Annotated in this window: 19 protein-coding genes; 8 read left to right on the plus strand and 11 right to left on the minus strand. The window is 59.1% G+C overall.

All coding sequences use genetic code 11. The features are described 5' to 3' along the window. Positions 1-38 precede the first annotated feature (38 nt). From NDI79_RS21830 to NDI79_RS21855, 6 genes are all read left to right on the plus strand, one after another. The gene (locus NDI79_RS21830; RefSeq protein ID WP_245333057.1) at positions 39-242 is read left to right on the plus strand and encodes a DUF7123 family protein; all 204 of its coding nucleotides are present in this window, start codon (positions 39-41) and stop codon (positions 240-242) included. Then, complete coding sequence (locus NDI79_RS21835; RefSeq protein WP_211087807.1) at positions 239-1,240, plus strand: DUF63 family protein; 1,002 nt, start codon at positions 239-241, stop codon at positions 1,238-1,240. Before NDI79_RS21830 ends, NDI79_RS21835 begins: the two co-directional genes overlap by 4 nt. 2 nt (positions 1,241-1,242) lie before the next feature. After that, on the plus strand, positions 1,243-1,713 hold the full coding sequence (locus NDI79_RS21840; RefSeq protein WP_211087806.1) for a hypothetical protein: 471 nt from the start codon (positions 1,243-1,245) through the stop codon (positions 1,711-1,713). Between the two features lie 13 nt (positions 1,714-1,726). Further along, the gene (locus NDI79_RS21845) at positions 1,727-2,428 is read left to right on the plus strand and encodes a DUF1405 domain-containing protein (protein WP_211087805.1); all 702 of its coding nucleotides are present in this window, start codon (positions 1,727-1,729) and stop codon (positions 2,426-2,428) included. 44 nt (positions 2,429-2,472) lie between these two features. After that, positions 2,473-2,853 carry a plastocyanin/azurin family copper-binding protein gene (locus NDI79_RS21850; RefSeq protein ID WP_310902017.1) on the plus strand — a complete coding sequence of 127 codons (381 nt, stop codon included), beginning with the start codon at positions 2,473-2,475 and terminating at the stop codon, positions 2,851-2,853. A gap of 81 nt (positions 2,854-2,934) precedes the next feature. Beyond that, complete coding sequence (locus NDI79_RS21855; protein ID WP_310902016.1) at positions 2,935-3,636, plus strand: DUF7546 family protein; 702 nt, start codon at positions 2,935-2,937, stop codon at positions 3,634-3,636. Positions 3,637-3,674: 38 nt separating this feature from the next. On the opposite strand, the gene cyoE is transcribed toward NDI79_RS21855, so the two are convergent. The 7 genes from cyoE to NDI79_RS21890 all read right to left on the minus strand — a co-directional run bounded on the left by cyoE (position 3,675) and on the right by NDI79_RS21890 (position 10,381). Then, positions 3,675-5,150 carry a heme o synthase gene (gene cyoE, locus NDI79_RS21860; RefSeq protein WP_310902015.1) on the minus strand — a complete coding sequence of 492 codons (1,476 nt, stop codon included), beginning with the start codon at positions 5,148-5,150 and terminating at the stop codon, positions 3,675-3,677. 4 nt (positions 5,151-5,154) lie between these two features. Then, the gene (locus NDI79_RS21865) at positions 5,155-5,970 is read right to left on the minus strand and encodes a cytochrome c oxidase subunit 3 (RefSeq protein ID WP_310902014.1); all 816 of its coding nucleotides are present in this window, start codon (positions 5,968-5,970) and stop codon (positions 5,155-5,157) included. A gap of 2 nt (positions 5,971-5,972) precedes the next feature. After that, complete coding sequence (locus NDI79_RS21870) at positions 5,973-6,857, minus strand: cytochrome c oxidase subunit II (RefSeq protein ID WP_310902013.1); 885 nt, start codon at positions 6,855-6,857, stop codon at positions 5,973-5,975. Next, positions 6,850-8,583 carry a cytochrome c oxidase subunit I gene (locus NDI79_RS21875; RefSeq protein WP_310902012.1) on the minus strand — a complete coding sequence of 578 codons (1,734 nt, stop codon included), beginning with the start codon at positions 8,581-8,583 and terminating at the stop codon, positions 6,850-6,852. The genes NDI79_RS21870 and NDI79_RS21875 overlap by 8 nt, the downstream gene beginning before the upstream one ends. Next, the gene (locus NDI79_RS21880) at positions 8,583-9,254 is read right to left on the minus strand and encodes a cupredoxin domain-containing protein (protein ID WP_310902011.1); all 672 of its coding nucleotides are present in this window, start codon (positions 9,252-9,254) and stop codon (positions 8,583-8,585) included. Before NDI79_RS21880 ends, NDI79_RS21875 begins: the two co-directional genes overlap by 1 nt. Before the next feature lie 231 nt (positions 9,255-9,485). Beyond that, positions 9,486-10,076: a hypothetical protein gene (locus NDI79_RS21885; RefSeq protein ID WP_310902010.1), complete on the minus strand. Its 591-nt coding sequence runs from the start codon at positions 10,074-10,076 to the stop codon at positions 9,486-9,488. Further along, positions 10,073-10,381: a hypothetical protein gene (locus NDI79_RS21890; protein ID WP_310902009.1), complete on the minus strand. Its 309-nt coding sequence runs from the start codon at positions 10,379-10,381 to the stop codon at positions 10,073-10,075. Before NDI79_RS21890 ends, NDI79_RS21885 begins: the two co-directional genes overlap by 4 nt. Positions 10,382-10,432: 51 nt before the next feature. Here NDI79_RS21890 and NDI79_RS21895 point away from each other — a divergent pair, with 51 nt between their 5' ends. Next, on the plus strand, positions 10,433-11,011 hold the full coding sequence (locus tag NDI79_RS21895) for a hypothetical protein (RefSeq protein WP_310902008.1): 579 nt from the start codon (positions 10,433-10,435) through the stop codon (positions 11,009-11,011). A gap of 39 nt (positions 11,012-11,050) precedes the next feature. Here the strand turns inward: NDI79_RS21895 and NDI79_RS21900 are convergent, their stop codons facing one another. The 4 genes from NDI79_RS21900 to NDI79_RS21915 all read right to left on the minus strand — a co-directional run bounded on the left by NDI79_RS21900 (position 11,051) and on the right by NDI79_RS21915 (position 13,596). Further along, positions 11,051-11,554: a metal-dependent hydrolase gene (locus tag NDI79_RS21900; RefSeq protein ID WP_310902007.1), complete on the minus strand. Its 504-nt coding sequence runs from the start codon at positions 11,552-11,554 to the stop codon at positions 11,051-11,053. 56 nt (positions 11,555-11,610) lie between these two features. Then, entirely contained in the window at positions 11,611-12,909 is a 1,299-nt protein-coding gene (locus tag NDI79_RS21905; protein ID WP_310930756.1) for an APC family permease, read from the minus strand. A gap of 91 nt (positions 12,910-13,000) precedes the next feature. Further along, positions 13,001-13,300, minus strand: a complete 300-nt coding sequence (locus tag NDI79_RS21910) for a hypothetical protein (protein ID WP_310930757.1) — start codon at positions 13,298-13,300, stop codon at positions 13,001-13,003. Next, complete coding sequence (locus tag NDI79_RS21915; RefSeq protein ID WP_310930758.1) at positions 13,297-13,596, minus strand: hypothetical protein; 300 nt, start codon at positions 13,594-13,596, stop codon at positions 13,297-13,299. Before NDI79_RS21915 ends, NDI79_RS21910 begins: the two co-directional genes overlap by 4 nt. Before the next feature lie 181 nt (positions 13,597-13,777). Here NDI79_RS21915 and NDI79_RS21920 point away from each other — a divergent pair, with 181 nt between their 5' ends. Then, positions 13,778-15,112 (plus strand): permease, encoded by a 1,335-nt coding sequence (locus NDI79_RS21920; RefSeq protein WP_310930759.1) that lies wholly within the window; start codon positions 13,778-13,780, stop codon positions 15,110-15,112. Positions 15,113-15,272: the final 160 nt, after the last annotated feature.

Raw genomic sequence — 15,272 nt, forward strand, 5'->3', positions numbered from 1 at the left:
ACTACTGCCCTCGACTCATGTCATCTATTTCCCGCCGCATGGTACACGCGTATCTCGTCGAGAACGCCGATACTGAGCCCACGTACCTTCGGGCTCGGGATATCGCCAGCGACCTCGATGGGTCACCGAAAGCCGTCGCACAGTATCTGAGCCAGCTCCAAGACGACCTCACCGACGTGTCGCTCGAACAGTGGGGGCGCTCGAAGAGCACAACGTGGCGAATTGAGGTGAGCGAATCGTGAGTACCGTTGCGGGGCGCGTCGAAACCGTCCTCCCCGACACCGGCACCCGAGAATGGTGGGCGCTGTATCTGCTTGCCCCGGTCGTCCTCGTCGGTGCCGCACTCCTCGCGTTCCCGTCGCTCGTCTACGACCGGTTCGTCTGGCAGTATCTCTGGGGCCCGGTCGTCGCCGACGCTGCCGGCCAGCCAGTCACACACAAGGGAATACAGGCCGTCCGCGGATACAACACCGTGAACACGGTGGCCTATCTCGCGGCCGTCGTGTACAGTCTCCCAGGACTCCGGGCATATCTCGACTACCTCGATGTCACGTTCGATGCGCGGCTCGCGTACGGGTTCGCCCCAATCATCGTCGCCGGCGGGGCGATGCGCGCCCTCGAGGATATCGGACTGCTCGGCGACTACGCAGTGTGGTTCATCACGCCCTCGATCTACTTCGTCGTTACCGCCGTCACCGTCCTCGCACTCGGCGTCGGCGCACTCGCTCGCAATCGGAATATCGGGTCCATCCCGTCGATCGTCGGTCTCGTCGGGTCGGTCTGGGCGATTGGAGCCGTCGGGTGGGCACTCTGGTATGGACTCTCGACGGCAGCGACATTCCGCCTGTGGGTTCCTGTTGCGACGACGGGGATCGCCCTCGGCGTGACCGCGCTCTACTACTGGGGGGCGAGCCTCGTCGATATTGCACATCTCCGCCATCCGCTGTTCCTGTTGGCCGTTTTCGGGCAGATGTGGGACGCTGCGCAGAATCTCGTCGGCGTGACCTTCCTCGGCTATTCCCCCAAGCTGGTCGTTACGAATCTCGTGTATCAAGCGACTGGATTCTCGGGGTCAACATTCGTTCTCAAACTCCTCGTAACCGGTGGCATCGTGTGGTACCTCGCAGACGTGAAAGACGAGATGAATCACACGTGGTGGTGGCTCATGACGTTCTTCATCGGGGCGATCGGACTCCCAATGGGCGTCCGTGGATCCCTTCGAATGATGCTCGGGGTCTGACAATGGAGACGATGAACACGAGCGATACGATACGGCAGTACAGCGCGGCAATCGCACTTGTTTCGGGAGTCTACTCGCTGCTCTCCGCGACAACCGGCAGCGGGATGATGAGCTCGAACAGCGGGCTCCTTATGGCACTCCTCGGCGTCGTCGTGGTCGTCCACGGCGTCGTCCTGCTGACGCCCTACGCGAGTCGGCTCGGGAACGCGAGTGGTCCCCTGATGATCGGCTACTCGCTCGTGATGTTGCTCAACCAGGCACTGGTCGGTGTTACCGGGAGTATGAACTGGGGAATGGGTGGCGGGATGGAGTCCGGTATGAACGGCGGAATGGATGGCGGGATGAGCGGTGGCATGGGCTCGACGATGACCGCCGGGATGGCCTGGGACCTCGGAATGGTCGCGCTCGCAGTCCTGATGTTGTTCAGTGGGATCATCATGATGAACCGGCGAAACGACAGCTCAGGGATGTAATTCGGCGAGACGAATGACGTCCGTACCTACAGCGACAACGAATCGACTGCCCAGCTACCTCGCCCCGCTCCCCCGGCGCGTCGAGGACCTCGCACTTCGGTACGCGTGGGCCATCGTCGCGATTAATCTGGCCGGGACTGCGTTCGGGTTCTGGTACTACCGCTTCCAGCTGGCCCAAACCCCGATAGTGATGTGGCCGTTCGTCCCCGACAGCCCCGCTGCGACGCTGTTCGTCGCGCTTAGTCTCGCCGCGTGGAAACTGGACTACGACGTCGAGTGGCTCCATATGCTCGCCTTCTTCGGAAACATCAAACTCGGGCTTTGGACGCCGTTCGTCCAGCTGGTTCTCAACGGGGCGGGCGATATCGAACCCTGGCTCTACTGGTTTCTCATCGTGAGCCATCTCGCGATGAGTCTGCAGTCGTTCCTGATCTATCGCTACGCCGAGTTCTCAGTCAGTGCGGTCGCCGTCGCTACCGTCTGGTACGGGCTTAACGACATCGTGGATTACTTTGCGCCGCTCGTTGGGGAGTTCCATCACACGTTCCTGCGGGCCGAACTCGTCAACGGAATCATTGATCACTCGGGGCAAGCCCACGACTTCGCAGCGGCCGCGGCAGTGACGCTGACGCTTGCCGCGACGTTTCTGGCACTAGCGACGCGAATAAAGAAACTCGAACCGAGCGGTGATCCCTCCAAACGAGGGCTGGACTAATGAATTGCTGCTCACGACGAACGGTGCTTCGTCGGAGCGGGGGTGTGCTAACTGCCGGGATGGCCGGAATTGCTGGCTGCCTCGGAGGGGGAGGCCCGCCGGAGCCAATAGTCACGATGACGAGTGACCTTCGGTTCGATCCTGTTGAGATCACAATCGAACCCGGCCAGCAAGTTACCTGGGAGAACAAGAGTCCTGCTCCCCATACGGCATCAGCATACGAAGAGTCGCTGCCAGAGGAGGCGGCGTATTTCGCCAGCGGTGGCTACGAATCCGAACGGGCTGTCCGACAGAGCACGTCGTCGAGAGGATTTCTCGAACGAGGTGAGACATATAGCCACACGTTCGATATCCCAGGAACGTACCGATATTTTTGCTTGCCACACGAGGAGAACAGGATGATTGGTCGTGTCGTCGTGGAATGAACAAATCGGGTAGGCGAGACAAATGGGCGAACAACGCTTATTGAGTACGGTGTATAATACACAGTACCGAAAGCTGAACTGATGAGTACAGCAACGGAATATCTGGACGAGATCCGTGTTCGTTTTGGCATCGAGAGTAGCGATATCGTCCGCTGGGGGGCGGTCTTGGGGGTCGAGTTAGCGGTGGTCTGGGGGTATTTCCTCGTTACCCAAACGTCCGTGACTGAACCGAGGTATGTGGTATATCCATTCGTCTGGATCAATCTCGGAGCACTCGCAATTTCCCGGACACGCCCATCCGCTCGTCGATTCGGTGTACGCGCTTCGGCGGCGTCCATAACGGGAATATATCTGTTCGTACTGCTGACGCTCGGTGGGTTACTTCAGCTCGGATTGTTCCAACACCTCGGTTCCGGAGCGGAGTTTCGTATTTCCTGGGTCACTCCTGGCTGGGGGCCAATCATCGTATTCAGAAATACGTTGGTACAAACGGTCATTGTCCCGTTCAAACTCGTGGGGTACCTTTCGATTGCGTACCTCCTGTACGCTCGGCTACTCGACGCGACGAAGGGCGCCCTCTCCGGGGTGTTCGGTCTCGTTTCGTGCGTCGGCTGTTCCTTCTCGCTACTCGTGCCGTTACTCGGCGCCTCCACATTCAGCACGATTGCGTGGCTCTCATGGGACCTCTCGACGCTCGTATTCGTGGCGACAGTCGGGATGCTGTACTGGAGCGACGAACTCGGAGCGAGGCTCACCCGCTGGGTACCCGCCGGCGACGGGTGACTGTTGAGGACAACGGACAGGGACACCGCCCGTAATGCTCACACGAAGATGGAGTCTACCACGATGGCCACAAGAAGCACACCGAGATACGCGTTCGCCGAGACGAACGCGTTCCTGGCCGCCCGATCGGTTTTGCGACGACAGAGTCGGACGACGAACCAGAGGAAGACGGCGCCGGCGACGACGGCGCTCACGGCGAACAGCCAGTCGAGGGCCGTCAACGCACCCAGGAACGCGACCGCAACCATCGTCGCCGCGAGGTACAGCACAATATGTCGTCGGGTTGTCTCCTCGCCCCGCACGACGGGCAACATGGGGAACCCGGCAGTTGCGTATTCCTCCTTGTACATAAGTGCGAGATTGTAGAAGTGAGCGGGCGTCCACAGGAAGATGACCACGCTCAACAGGAGAATCTCGAACCCGATCGAACCTCTGACGGCACTCCACCCGATGAGTGCGGGAAACGCCCCGACTGCGCCGCCGATGACGATGTTCTGGGTGGTGTTCGGTTTCAACAGGATGGTGTAGCCAACGCTGTAGGATAGGATCGCCAGCAGACCGAGCAGCGCTGCGAGGAGATTGACGCGGGCTGCTAACACCCCCAGCGAGGCGAACGCGAGCACAATCCCGAAAGCCGTCGCACGCCGGACCGAGACCCGCTGTTCCACGAGGGGGCGGTCCGCCGTCCGATTCATCTGCTCGTCGACATCGCGTTCGAGAACGTTGTTGAACACACCGCTCGCACCGACCGCCAGCACACCACCGAGGAGCGTCCACGCGATGCGGTCCATCGGAACGGTGCGTCCCCCGGCCAGTAGCATCGCCGCGAGTGCAACGAGACAAAGCAGCCACATCAGCCGGGGCTTGGTCATCCGGAGATACTCCCACGAACGTCCCGGAAACAGCGAACGAACGCCCATCCGCGTCGACTTACTCGAAGCGCTCGGCCCGCGAGCAGAGCCCGGTTCGGCCGCGGAGATGGATAGATCGTCACCAGCCATCTCCGCTTCGACACCGTCATGGCGGTCGAACACACCGGCGTTCGGAATATCGGACTCGTCCGAGACGTCGGTTAACTGCCGTGCCAGCGCGACCGTCAATGCGCCGAAGATGGCCACGGCAACAACCAGATGCGCCCCGCTGACCGAAACCGACGTGTCTGCTCCTACAGCCAGTGCTCCGACCGCGACTTGAACCGGGTAGAGTGTGACGGCAGCGATGATGGGGCGGCGCACTCCCTTGGCGACGCTGTCGCCACGGACATGCCACGTGAGCCAAAGCAGACCGAGGCCGACGATCAGTGCGAGCACCCGGTGAGAGAGAACAACGATTACGAGCGCGGATATTCCCTCTTCGAAGGTCAGCCCATCACAGGCAGGCAAGGTCGGACACGCGGCAGACGCCCCCGTCACGGCAGTCGTCGCCCCAGCCAGCATAAGTGCGTAGACGCCGAGCACGAGCGTGAACAGGGCGTCAGTCGTACGCCGGTCGACAGAATCGGTGTGGGCTGGCATACGCTCACCCCGGGAAGTAGACGAAGGCCAGAATGAGAATGGAAAGGAAGGTGAGGAAGTGCCAATACGCCTCCGTCGTCTTGACCATGAGGTGACGGTTCGAACTGAAGTGATCTCGCCCCCACGCCCTGTAGGCGATAATGCCACTCAACACCAGGCCTGCTAAGAGGTGAGCCGCGTGTGTCCCTGTCAGCACGTAGTAGGCAGCTGGATACGGACCCTGAGAGGGAACTGCGCCGCCAGCAGCCATATTCATCCAGTCAAGCGCGAACACCACGAGATACGCCACACCGAACACCATCGAGAGCGCGAGTCCCCAGTTGAATGGCGCCCGCTCATCTCGTGCGATAGCGTAGCGGCCGTAGCCAAGAGCGACGCTGGCCGCGAGTAGCAGGACCGTCATCACGATTCCAAGCATCAGATCTGGTCCCGGCATTCCCTCGGGAGGGAACGGCCCACGCGTCGCCTTGAGGTAAAACCAGACGACGAACAGCGAGGCAAAAATTATCAACTCGCCGAGTATGACCAGCAACATCGAGATGTAGCCGGACTTGAACCCGAGCAGCTGACGTTTTTGCGCCGGAACAACACCCGTCTCAAACTCCTCGATCGTGTATTCCTTCGTCCAACCCCACATACCGTATATCAGGACCGGAATCCCGATGACCAGCGCCACGGTGAACATCGAAAGCCCGAGCCCCGTGAAGAACATGCCCAGGGCGACGAACAGCGGGTACTTGCTACCGTGGGGGAAGCCCTCGGCTCCCTCCCCTCGGCGAACCGGTTCACCGGGTCGATCAGACATATCTTCGTTTGACATGGTTAGTGGCCTCCTTCCTCTTCCTCACCGTGGCCGCCTTCGCTAGCCTCGAAACTCTCCGGAACTGTCCCACCGTTGGCCTCCACCCACGTCCGGTAGTCCTCTGGCGAGACGACGAACACCTGTGAGACCATCTGCGAATGGCCCTTTCCACAGAGTTCGGCACACGTGACCTGATATGTGTCGGCGGGGATTTCAGTTCCATTTACCGTGATGGTCCGTTCTCCCTCAACCCCTTCAACGGAGAACCACGCCGAGTTGATTTGTCCCGGCATGGCGTCTTTTTTCACGCCGAGTTCCTGAATTGCGAAGGAGTGAATCACGTCGGCTGATGTGATTCTGAATTTAATCACGGTGTCCGCAGGCAGGACGACGTGATTCCCCTGCGTGAACGGGACGCCAGCAACGTCGTACCGGAAGAACCACTGGCCTGCGGTGATGTCCATCTCGAGGACGCGGTCCGTTCCGGCCTGTGTGGTCGGGTCGGCGGCTTGGTCGGTCTGTGCGAGCGCGCCCGCCCCCATGAAGACGGTCATCAGTACCAAGAAGGCGATGCCCAGACTCCACACGCTGAACGTGTAGCGACCACTGCCGGGACGGAGTTTCGCGGCAGTTTCACGGCGTGGAGCGGCGTATCGATAGACGAACCAACCAGTCACAGCGACGAACCCCCCGCCACCAACCATCGCGATGACGGACATCGTCACACGGAAGTTGTGGATGATTCCGATGGGTTGACCGTTGGCGACCTCTTCGAGCGTAACGACCCCGAAGTCATAGAAGAACAGCCCGAGTCCGAACGCGATGACAAGCGCCCAGAATGCTCCCGAGAGCGTGCCGTATGAGCTGTCGTCCGGCACGGTAACGTCGTCGTCCGCGTCACTCATCGTTATCACCTCCGAGATTGACGCCGACGCCACCATCCGACACGACCGTCCCAGAATCGTCGTCAAGGTCAACGTCAACGGCATCATCGGGAATGTCGTCGTAGACGTTCTCCGGCGTCGGCGCGTGGTGCGGGAAGCCGTCCCACTCGGGAGAGGGCATATTCTGTCCTGAGAGGACGTCTTCCCACGGGTTATCGACCTGTTCTCCATATCGAAGACTCCAGAGCATATTGACGAAGAACACAAGCTGTCCGGAGGCGACGAAGAACGCGGCTCCGGTGGTCAGTATATGCCAGAACTGGAGTTCCGGCATGTAGGTGTAGGTCGCGTAGCGCCGCATCATCCCGAGTTCGCCCAGCCGGGCCATCAGGAAGAACAATAGTGGAAGTCCTCCCAGCGTCGTGACTGCGTGGTACTTGCCGGCGAGGGAATTGTACATCCGCCCAGTGATGAGTGGATACCAGTAGTACACGCCCGCGAGGAGGCCCATAACGCCGACCATGAAGAGTGTGAAGTGGAAGTGCCCGACGACGAAGTACGTCGAATGGAGCTTCTGGTCCAACGCGGGCTGACCAAGCTGAAGGCCCTCCATCCCGGAGTAGACGAGTCCAACGAGAAGCCCGATAGAGAACAGCATCGGTGTCGTGAGATGAACCCGTCCCTTGTACATCGTTGCGAGAGCGCTGAAGAGATAGAGGCTGAACGTGAGGGCGATGACCATCGAGAACACCATGAAGGCGTACCGAGAGGCCCCAAGTCCGGTGGTGAACATGTGGTGAGCCCACACGCCCGCGGAGAACAGTGAGAGCGTCACAAAGCTGACGATGACCCACTTGTTCCCGAAGATGGGGCGCTCGCTGAACCGGCCGATGATCTCCATTGCGATCCCCATACCGGGGATAACGAGGATGTACACCTCCGGGTGACCAAATGTCCACCATATCCACTGGTAGAGTAAGGGTGCGCCCCCAGTTCGGGCGTTGTAGAACGTCATCTCAAGCGCCCGTTCGAGGAAGTTCAGGTTGAGTGCGGTGACGACCCACGGGAACGTATAGAATCCGAGTGCGGGCGTGATGATACCGATCGCCCAGCAGGCCATCGGAATGTCGAACCACCCGAGATCCGGCCGTCGCTCGTTCACGACGGTGACGAAGAAGTTGATGCCGCCGGGGATCGAGCCGCCGCCCAGAAGCAGCGTGAGTCCGACAATCTCCGCGTCGATCCCCGACGAGTTGAGCATCGTCGTGAGTGGTGGGTATTGGAACCACCCACCGTTCGCTGGGAGCCCTGTGAGTCCGAGGGCGTTTGTGAACAGCGGGAGCCAGAGGAGCAGCCCACCCGCGGTGATTGACCATGCACCGAGCGCGTTCCAGCGCGGATAGGCCATCTCCTCGGCTCCAACCCAGTGAGGGATGAGGTAATTCTGGAATGCCCCTGTCAGCGGCGGAATGACGAAGAAGACCATCGTCAATCCGTGGAGCGTGAGGAGGCTGTTGTACCCCGCGGAGTTGAGAATCGCGTTGGCAGGGGAGAGTGCCAGTTCCGTCCGAAACACCAGTGCTGCCAGCCCGCCAACCGCGAAGAAGAACAGCGCGTTCCAGAGGTAGATGATGCCGATGATTTCGTGATCGGTCGTATACAGCCAGTACCGCCATCCAGACGGGCCGTGGTGGCCGTCGTGGTCGTCGTAGTCGCTCCCACCGTCGTCCGTAGCGTGTTCTGTCATCAGTGTCCACCTCCGCCTTCGCCGCCCTCCTCACCGTGACGTACCATGGTTCGGAGATCGCCCTCGATTTTCTCCTTGATTACGGGCCCGTTGACTGGGTCTGCCTCAACGATGGGCGAGAGGTCAGCGGTCATGCCGGGTGACCAGCCCTCGCCTTGGTTCTCTTCCCAGAGTTCCCCGACCACAACGGCGCCGGCCATCCCACTAACCCCGTAGTGGGGCTGACAGAGATAGAAGTAGACCCCCTTCTCCTCGAACGTGTGGGTATATGGTCCATATCGTATGAGTTCGGTCTCGCCCACCGCGTCGAACTCGCTGTCGTGACTGCCTGGAAGCAACCCGGAGTCGAACGAGGCTCCGTTTTCAGGAATCAACCGCGGATAGCCTGCCATAAGGTCAGGCGTGATGGCTGTCGCAGAGTGTGTCCGTCGTTCAGAGATGCCTTTGGCGGTGTGCGCCCAACGAACCGTTGTTCCGGGCTCCACCCACACCACGTGCGGCATGAAGTGATAGTTGTTCGTGTCGTCATCGTAGGCGATCATCGCAACATCCACGAACCCCTCGTCGTTCGGCTCAGCCGGATACTCATCCATCGCCGGTGATCCCACCATCGCCTCGAACCCCATCTGCATCATCGGCTGCATGTTCGCACCGATGGAACCCTCGGTCATCTGCGATTGGAGACAACCAGCGAATGACATCATTCCTATCGCTCCGGCAGTGCCAGCACGTCGCAAGAAACGACGACGATCTATCTCGTTAGCCACGCCAATCACCCATGAGTCGTACTGACATGGGCAGCCCATTCTCGTGTGGGGTAATATAATATAATGACCTTTCAGATGATACTACTGGCCGATACGGTCACACATTAATTCATGTGGGGCGCCTCTATCTGTCGATTACAACTCTTGACCCGACGTATCAGATATATTTTCTTTCTTCTGGAAGATGGGTTCGTATGCCCCTCCGTGTAGATACCGTTCCGCCTGTGACGTGAGCTTGTATCGTCCGCGATCAACCCTTGAGACGAAGCCGTGTTTCTCTAACGTCCGAAGACGCCGGTTGACCTCATCTCGGCTCCGGTGAATATTCCGTGAGATAATCGACGGGGAGAGTACGAGCTGTGTCGAGTGGAATACCTGGAGAATTTCGTCGTCCATCGGCGTCATCCACTCTTCGGACTTCCGAACCGATTGTGGATTACGAAAGAGAAGGGAATCCCACTGATTGGTTCGTAAATCGTTGTGGAGAGGGCTGTACAACCCCCAAATGATCAGCAGTCCGGCGAAGATATGGATCAGATGCGTTAGATGCGGTGCGACGGCGTTCACGATAGGTGAAACCGCTACGTAGAGAAGAAGTCCCGCAAGCATCACGACGACGAACCGCTGGTGTTGGTGGACGAAATGCTGTTCGGAGAGGAGATACAACAAGCCAGCTCCCGCGGCGACACCAGTGACGATGTTGTAGAGACCGAGTATATCAATCACGTTCGAGATCCCCCCGTTGTCGCTTGGAGGCGGTTTCGATGACGAATCACTAACCCGACGAAGATCACGACGACGGTGTTCAGGAGCGCTTGGTACAACCGAGACTCAGCGAGTCGTGGCTCCACACTCAGCAAGAAGACGTGATGGAGGGAGAATATCGAAAATACGACTACGAGGACGATAATTGCCGTTCCAAACGTGGATTCGCGAAAGACGTCCCAAGTGAGGATAGCCATTGTTCCGGCAACCGACCCGACGATGAGAGCGAACAGAGCCGTCGTGACGTAACCGAACTCCCCGAACATACCTCGTTCTCTCCGGAGAAACTATATGTATGTTTGGGAGTATCTAACACTATGGAGTCGCCGATGCGCTCAAACGCCGTACCGGAGGGCGTTATTTCTAGGATATTCTGGCGTTCGGCCTGGCACCCGCTGGCAACGATCGGCGGTATCTGGGTGTTCGGTTTCGCGCTGGGGAACGCGTTCATGATCCCCGGCTCGTTCGTTCTCGGGCGAGACGGTCTCGGTACTGCGGCACTATTTTCGGTCGGAGGGGTGCTAATGGGGTTGCTCACGTGGGGAGCGTCGGTCGGATACGTCAACCACGTCACGGAAGGGATTGAGTCGCGGTTCGAGCAGGCCTGTCGGGAGGCCTTCGACCTTGACGATGGCGAACCGACCCACGTGACCAGTGTCGAATCGCGGACTGGTCTTGCACCGGCGGACACCTACCGGTTTACTAGCATCCGATCCAACGGAGAGACTATGGAACTGTTCAGGGCGGAGTTCGACACGGAAGTATACTCGATGAGTACGTATCCATCGGTCTATATTCCGTGCGACCGATTCGATGACATCGAGAACGAAATCGAGACGCTTTCGCTCAAGATCGACAATATGCTCTGGACCGTTCCACGCTCACGCACAGCGTGACGACGGATGGAAGCATACGACACGGATAAGAACGCCGGCTCATTCGGTGAATGTGTCCGGTTTGCCAGCTCCGAACCAGAGCGCAACTGCGAGCAATGTGACAATAGTCTGGCCGACGACGTACGGGGTGGGTCTAACCAGCGCGAGCAGGTCTCCAATCGTCTCGACGTGGTGATAGTCAGTCACGACCGGCCAGAACAGAAACAGTAGAGTCTCCTCGGGGACGAACAGGTAATCAATGAGGTCCGCAGCGAGGTGTGATCCATATCCGAGCGCGTACGCCGCGCCGACCTCCCACTGGTCTCTGTGTTTCGTGACGTAGAGGACGATCAGGACGACGAGTGCCGCAGTAAACACCGAGTGTGCGACCGACCGACTCGGGAGCGATGGAAGTACAAACGCGAGTGGTTTGTCGACGATATCCGGGAGCAACGCACCCCCGAACAGGGCAATGATCGGGGCATCGTCACTTCGGTCAGTAGAACCACCAGAAATGCCTCGGTAAACGAGATACGCGACTGCAGCGTGGACCCAAAAGAGCACACTCAACAATACTGCCCAAGCTATTTAATCGTTCAAGGACTGCGACACCGTCAGCGTCATATGCCATCGATTTCGGAGCGAATAGTCTCTCGCTCGAAGTAGAGGATTTCCAGTCCTAGGAGGACGACCGTCACAACAAGAACCACACTAAAAACGGCGGGTTCCATCACGGCAAGGTGATACGCTAACGAAGGGAAGAACAGTACTGCACCAACCCCGCCGACGACGGGGAGGATACCTGTGCGAAGGCCCTCTCGATGCCGGAACGCGAGGAAACACATCAACCCAAAGACGGTGATGAACGCAAGCGACGCGAACGACGTGATTCCTTGAAGACTACCGTAGGCGGTGAACGCGGCTGTTATCAAGCCCAAGACGAGAAGTGTTCGCGTAGGAGCACCGTCGGCATCGGTGTCTCCGATCCGATCGGGAAGTAAGTCGTCTTCAAGCATTCCCGTCGCAAAGTGGGCCGCCGAGAACAGCGTGGCGTTGATCGCGCTCCCAGTCGAGAACAGCGCCGCCACGGAAATGAGGATGAACCCCATTTGCCCCATGAACGGTTCGGCCGCGATGGCGAGTGACACCTCGGGGTTCGCGGCGATCGTTTCGGGCTGAAGCAGACCCGTCGTGACGACTGCCACGAGGACGTACAGCCCGAGGGACGCGGGGATTGAAAGATAGATTGCCTGCGGGATGGTCGTCCGAGCGTTTCGAAGACTCCCCTCGTCGTAAAAGAGTAGCTGCCAGCCCTGAAAGGCGACGAACGAGAGGGCAGCGGACATGAGTAACCCGCCCGTCGCGACGGAGGAGAACCCGGTCGTCAGCTGTTCTGTCCGCGCTCCAAAATAGAACCCCCACACACCAAAAATGAGGAGAATCCCGGCCTTTGCCGCGACGAGGAGCACCTCGGTCACGCCACTCGCTCGGGCACCAAGGACGTTCAGCAGTACAAACCCCAGGACGCTGAGAACCGACACAACGGGACGGAGTGGAATCCCGAGTACGGTTTCGACGCCGAGGAGTTTCGTCGCGAAACTACCGAATGCGAACGCGTACATACCCATCGACCCGATATAGCCGAACAGAAGCGTCCAACCGACCATCCCAGCGACCGTCGTCGACTCACCGAACTCCTGTAAAAAACTGACCGAACCGCCGGATACATCGCCAAGCCGCTGGAGACGAACGTACGAGTAGCCAGCGCAGAACGCGACGACACCGCCGCCGGTAAACGCGAGCCACGCAGCAGGCCCCGACATTTCTGCAACCACGCCAAGTACGGCGAAGATTCCACCACCAATCATACCACCGAGCGCAATCGAGACTGTACCGAGAAGGCCCAACTTCTCGCTCATCGTCTCTCCTTTGGGGTGCCATCTTTAGACTTCTTGTCGTTACGAATCCAAACCACCACAGTCTGGGAGTAGAAATCGTTTGCTTTGATGCTCAGGTTCCGAAGAGCGAGTAGAACCACGTTTCAGTGTCCGGATGGAGACCGTTATGGACTGCCCGGATCGCCGCAGCGACTGACACTGCGAAGACAGCGTGAAGAAGATGCGTCGGAACCCAGCCGACCACTACTGTACTTGCCCCGAGGACGGCAGCGCAGAGCGCCCCAACGCCGATTCTGAAAAAGAACGGCCGCTGAATCACCAGCACGGTGTCCCCGTAGAGCAGGATGTAACAAAGGAACGCAAGCCCACCAGCGACGACTGCCGAGAGTAACGAAAAGAGGAGCGCAGTCATCGGGATTTTCCCCCAGAATACCCAAGTCGCGGGTGAATGTACCCGAGTGCGCCGAGTACGACTACGACACTGAGGAGAGCTCCGGTTTCCACTGCAGCGAGCAGGCTATGCGGAAGCGGCGTGAGCATCCCGAGATGGGCGATCCCGAACAGCAGCCCAACGAGCGGTACTCCAACGAGAAGGAGACCATATATTCCCTCGTACTGGTGCCAGATAGCGGGCGTTTTACTCACCGTGTACGCGGTGCTCGCGAGAATGGTACCCGTTACGAGAAGTTCGCTGAGGGACGTGAGCATACGGCTACCCTCTCCAGCCAGCCACAAGTCAATTACTCCTCACCTGAGGTGTCCCATTCCTGGATTCCAAATTCTGCTAGGGTTGTGACGCCGGTCTCCAAAAAATAATACACGATATATCCCACAGATGTAGCCACAATCGCATTAGGGGAGGAGACCCTAGATGTAGGCCACCAAGACAATGGACAGATCAGATTACGTGATCCTCTCGGTTATCGGCGTAGTCACCGTCCTCATAGGTGTCGTAACGACTAACCAACCACTCGGGCGATTCTTCGTGGAGAGCACCCGCCAAGCTGCGACGACGACCGCCGCGATGGCCTGGATTACCTGGTGGGCACTCGTGATCGGCTTCGCCATCGCCGGCGGCGTCGAGGCGTGGGTCTCGACCCAACAAATTTCGGAGCTACTCGAAGGCCACGGCCCACGAGAGATTGGACTCGCCACGTTCTTCGGGTTCGTCTCCTCGTCGTGCTCGTACTCGGCCATCGCCACCGCGAAAAACCTCTACAAGAAGGGCGCGTCCGCGGCAGCGGCACTGGCCGCGTTCCAGTTCGCCTCGACGAATCTCGTCATCGAGATCGGGATCGTCATCTGGCTGCTGCTCGGCTGGGAGTTCCTGCTCGCCGACGTGATCGGTGGCCTGCTCCTCATCGGCCTGATGTCGGTCGGCTTCGTCTACCTCGTACCCGACGAGATTCTCGACGAAGCACGCAAGAACGTCACCGATGAGGAGGGTATTACCGTACAGGATCCCGTCTGTGGGATGGAGGTCGACCCCGAGGAGACCGACCACTCCATCGAGCATGATGGGCAGACGTACTACTTCTGTTCGCAATCCTGCAAGGACAGCTTCGACCCGAAGGAAGCGAATACCTCGATTCGGGAGAAAGCGACGTCCTGGTCGGGGTGGAAGGGGCTCGCTGACAAACAGTGGAAGGAGTGGGCGATGCTCTGGGATGAAATCGCTATCGGCTTCATCTTCGCTGGGCTCATCGCGGGCTTCATCCCCGAGTCCGTCTGGACGAGCGTCTTCTCCGGCGCCGTGTTCGGCTTGCCGGTGTACGTCCTCTGGACGGCCGCGCTCGGTGCGATCATCGGCGTCGTCACCTTCGTTTGCTCGGTCGGCAACGTCCCGTTCGGGACCGTCCTCTGGACCCGCGGACTTCCCTTCGGGTCGGTTCTCTCGTACATCTTCGCGGATCTCATCGTCCCACCCATCATGAAGGCCTACGACGAGTACTACGGGACGACGTTCGCGGCGGTACTCAGTCTGATGATCTTCATCAGCGCCGTTATCGTCGGGTTCGTGGTTCACTTCCTGTTCCTAGGGTTGGGACTCATCCCGTCGCGGGCCTCTGCCCAAATCGCCGAGGTATCCATCGAGCTCAACTACAAGCTGGTGTTGAACGTCCTCGCGACTGCGTTCTTTGCGTTCCTCTACTGGCTCCATAGCCAAGATTCGGTCGCCGGCGGGGAACGCGGTGGCGAAGAGTACGCGGCTACGACGGACTGACGGGCCGTCCACCTGCTCACGTACTTTACAATAACGATTTCGTCGATCGATAATTCGACGACTCGGTCAAGGAACATCTACGATTTCGGGCTATTGGTCCCTGACCTCCCGTCCACCTCGCGAACACAGTTTCGATACGAACACCATTCATTCCAGATCG

Origin of the sequence: Halogeometricum sp. S3BR5-2, from assembly GCF_031624635.1 — an archaeon.
GTDB classification, from domain to species: domain Archaea; phylum Halobacteriota; class Halobacteria; order Halobacteriales; family Haloferacaceae; genus Halogeometricum; species Halogeometricum luteum.